At 47.2% G+C, this 4,326-nt stretch carries 1 protein-coding gene (cut by a window edge); it reads left to right on the forward strand.

Features of this window, described 5'->3' with window-relative positions:
• Positions 1-4,121, forward strand: the 3' portion of a protein-coding gene (locus ACSVI6_RS01910) for a DUF5776 domain-containing protein (RefSeq protein ID WP_491720847.1). Its footprint begins 22,834 nt before the window's first position; 4,121 of the gene's 26,955 nt are visible here — the last part of the coding sequence; the start codon falls outside the window, past its left edge; its stop codon occupies positions 4,119-4,121.
• The last annotated feature ends 205 nt before the right edge of the window (positions 4,122-4,326 follow it).

A 4,326-nucleotide genomic window follows, 5' to 3' on the forward strand; every position in this document is an offset into this window, starting at 1 on the left:
CTTCCAACGCTGCTAACGCCGGCAACCAAGGATCAGCCAGTGCAAGTACTGCTAACTCAGTTGCTGCTAGTGCTAACACAGCTGCTTCCAATGCTGCCAGTGGTGCTAACAACGATGCTTCCTTAGCAGCTAGCTACGCTTCCGATGCCAGTGCTTCAACTGACACAGCATCGACTGCTGACACCAATGCTGCTAGTGCTGCTGCGACTGCGACTGCCTTCTCATCAGCTCATCCTGCTAACAAGGTAGTTAGTTCAGCTGCTTCAGTTGCTAACTCCGCTGCATCAGTTGCAAGCTCAGCTCATGCCGATGCAAACTCCGCTAATGCTGATGCTCAATCCGCTAAGTCGGCTGCATCGAGTGCCGCTGCTTCTGCTAACGCTGCTAGTGTTAACGCAAGCAACGCTGCTCAATCCGCTGAATCAGCTGCTAATGCTGCTAGCGTCTTCGCAGATAATGGGGACACTGTTTCCGCTGCGAGCGCCAACGCGGTTGCTTCACAACAAGCTGCCAATGCCAGTGTAGCTGCCAGTCAAGCCGTTGCCCAAAGCCTAGTTGCTTCGACCGCTGTTCAATCAGCATCGAGTGCTTCTGTACGGGCTGCTAATGATGCCAAGGTTGCTACCGATGCTGCCAACATCGCAAGCTCAGCTAACACTGCTGCTTCGAATGCTGCTGCAACTGGTAACCAAGGATCAGCTAGTGCAAGTACTGCCAACTCAGTTGCTGCTGGTGCTAACACAGCTGCTTCTAATGCTGCCAGTGGTGCCAACAACGATGCTAGCCTAGCATCCAGTTACGCTGCCGATGCCAGTGCTTCAACTAACACTGCATCGACTGCCGATACGACTGCTGCTAGTGCTGCTGCAAGTGCAACTGCCTTCTCATCAGCAAACCCAGCTAACAAGGTAATCAGCTCTGCTGCTTCCGTTGCTAACTCGGCTTCTGCTGTGGCTAGTTCAGCCCATGCCGATGCTAACTCTGCTAATGCTGATGCTCAATCAGCTAAGTCAGCTGCATCAAGTGCTGCTGCTTCTGCTAACGCTGCTAGTGTTAACGCTAGTCAAGCTGCCAGTGCCGCTGAATCCGCCGCTAGTGTTGCTAACAGCTACGCTAGTGCAGGTGATGCTGAATCTGCATCCAGCGCCAATGTTGTAGCTTCTAACCAAGCTGCTGCTGCTAGTCAAGCTGCTAGTCAAGCCATCGTTGCTAGTCAAACAGCTTCAACCGCTGTTCAATCAGCATCGAGTGCTTCTGCTAGAGCCGCTAGCGATGCAACGGTTGCTACCAATGCTGCTAACACGGCTGCTGCTGCCAACAGCGCTGCTTCATCCGCCGCTGCTGCTGGTACTCAAGGATCAGCTAGTGCAACTGCTACTTCCAGTGAAGCTGCTAGTGCAAACACGGCTGCTTCGAATGCTGCTAATGGTGCCAATCAAGATGCCAGTGCCGCTGCTAGTTATGCAAGCAATGCTAGTTCATCAACTAGTGCTGCTACCTCTGCAGACGGTCAAGTGAACTCCGTTGTATCTGCTACGAACAGCATTGCTTCGGCTCACCCTGACAACGTGGTAATCAAGTCTGCTAACTCAGTTGCTAATTCAGCTGCTTCAGTTGCTAACTCTGCAACTTCAGACGCTGTAATTGCTAACTCCGCTGCTCAATCCGCTAAGAGTGCTGCAAGCTCCGCTGCAGATTCTGCTAACCTTGCTAGTTCGGTTGCAAGTTCTACCGCAACGCTCGCATCTAGCTATGCTAGTGCTGCTAAGAGTTACGCTAGTGCTGGTGATGAATCTGATGCTGCGATTGCTAATGCATCCGCTGCTGCTCAAGCTAACCTAGCTAGTTCGGCTGCTGTTCAAGCTGTCAATGCTTCCGTTGTTGCTTCTAATGCTGCTCAATCAGCATCTAGTGCCGCAGTGGTAGCCTCAAATGACAACTCAGCTGTAGCAAATGCGCTTGCAATTGCATCCCTTGCTAACTCAGTTGCTAAATCAGCATCCGTAAGACAAAGTGCTGCTATTCAATCAGCATCACAAGCTTCAAGTAGTGCGGCTGCTGAAAGTAACGCGACTGCTTCTCAAGCATCTAGCGCTACCCAAGCTAACTCAGCAACTTCAATCTACGCTGGATCAGCAAGCGCAAATGCTTCTCAAGCTCAATCTGGAGCTTCAGCTGCTAGTTCTGCAGCCCAAGTTACTTCACTCATTGCTTCTGGAGCAACTCAAAACAGCAGTGCTCAATCATATGCAAGTGAAGCTTCTGCAGCAACTGTTATTGCTTCATCCGCTGCTTCTCAAGTAGCGAGTGCAAATGCAATTGCTCAATCTAACAGTAGTATTGCTAGTTCTGCTAATTCGGCTGCTGCATCTGCCAATGTTCAAGCAAGTGCTCAAGCCAGTGCAGCTGTATCATTTGCTAGTCAAGTGGCTAGTGCCGCCAGTGCAGGTAACTTCTCTGCTGTTACTTCATTGAACTCACAAATGAACGCTGCTAATAGTGCTGCTGCTTCATACTACAGCTACGCTACTTCCGTAAACTCAGTTGCAACTTCCGCTGCCAATGCTGCTGCAATTGCTCAATCAGTTGCTAGTTCCGCTAATGTAACGGTTCAAAATGCTAACTCAGTTGCGCAAAGCGATGCTGCCGCTGCTTACGCTGTTACGCACTTGTCTAATAATGCTAGTCAATACGCTTCAGCTGCTAACGCTTCAACTAGTGTAGCTGCTCAAACGTTCAGTCAAGTTAGCGGTAATGCTAACTTAGCAAATAGTTACTCAGTTGTTGCTTACACCAACACTTCAGAAACTGCAACGCCTGCTAGTTCCGCTGTTCAAATTGCTAGTCAAGCACTTAGTCTTGCTGCTCAATCAGCTGGTAACCAAGCATTGATCAGTTATGCTGCTCAAGCTAGTTCTGCTGCCGCTGTTATTACTTCCGCATCTGCTGATGCTGTAATTGCTAACAGCCAAGCTAGTTCCGCTACGGTAGTTGCTAACTCTGCTGCTTCTGCTGCTAATTCAGCTGCTTCGATTGTTAACAGCGCTCAAACCGCTGCTAACAATGCGAATACGAATGCTTCACTCGCTTACTCACGTGGTGATGCTGCACTTGGAGACAGTTACGCATCAGTTGCTTCCGCAGCTGCTGCATCTGCTGCCTCAGCAACAACGCAATTGAGTTCTGCTAACTCAGTGCTTGCTTCTGCTACGGTATTGGCAAGTTCAGCTGCTAGTCGTGCTGCTAGTGATTATCAAACGATCATCCTAGCTGCTAAGGTCATCTTCTCAGGTGAATCTAACCTAAGCTCAACTGCTGACTACTACAAAGAAGGGGTTTCTGACGCTAAGGACGATTCTGGTAAGTCTTCTGAATACGCAAGTCAACCTACTTACCTTGGTGCTTATGATGGTTACAAGGCAGGATACAAGGGTAAGACTGCTAAGTCAGACTTTACTGGTGAAGCTAGTGGTTATGAAACTAATTACGACAAGGCTTATGCTGCTGGACGCGCAGCTTACTTGAAACAAGTTGCCGCTGGTAAAGCTGCAGCCAAGGCTGATACTAAGTATGCGAAGGAATCATTAGCTGGTAAGTCTGCTGGTTACAAGTATGGATACGTTAAGGAATTCAATGGTAAGTTGAAGAAGCACCCACTTTACATCTACAACACCAAGGGCGTTTACGTTCACAGTAAGGCTACCTTTGGTAATGGTGTAAAGGTTGCTGGATACGCCAAGAAGGCTCGTAACAAGATCAGTGAATTTAAGGTTTCTAAGATTGCCCTTTCTAAGAGTGGCTTGGTACGTTACTACGTTAAGAGTCATTTGAGTGCTAACTCGACTAAGGGTTACCTTACTGCTAACCGCAAGTACATTGTCAACGCTTACTACAGTAAGAGTGAAATGGCTAATGCAGGTAGCAAGACCGTTAAGGTAATCAACAATAAGGGAATTCGGACTCATAGTTCAAAGACCTTTAATTCAGAAAGTGGTAAGTACTACAAGCGTGGCAAAGAACTTCATGTTAATCGGGTTGTAAACTACAGAGGTTTGACTCGTTTCTACATCGGTCACGGTAAGTACATTACTAGTAACAAGAAATTTGTTAAGTTCGTTTAATACAAATTTTTAAGTAATTGAAAATAGGTTTCCAAAATCGATTTAACCGATTTTGGGAACCTATTTTTTTTTGAATAAATTTAACGAAACTAAATAGAATTAAATGAATTATTTGTCTATTAGTGATAGAATGACTGTATGTAGTTGTGTACTAAATTATTCTTTCTAACGTTCGTAATCTTTAAGCAAATGAGGGGGATACTTT

The organism is Nicoliella sp. ESL1106 (assembly GCF_058509965.1).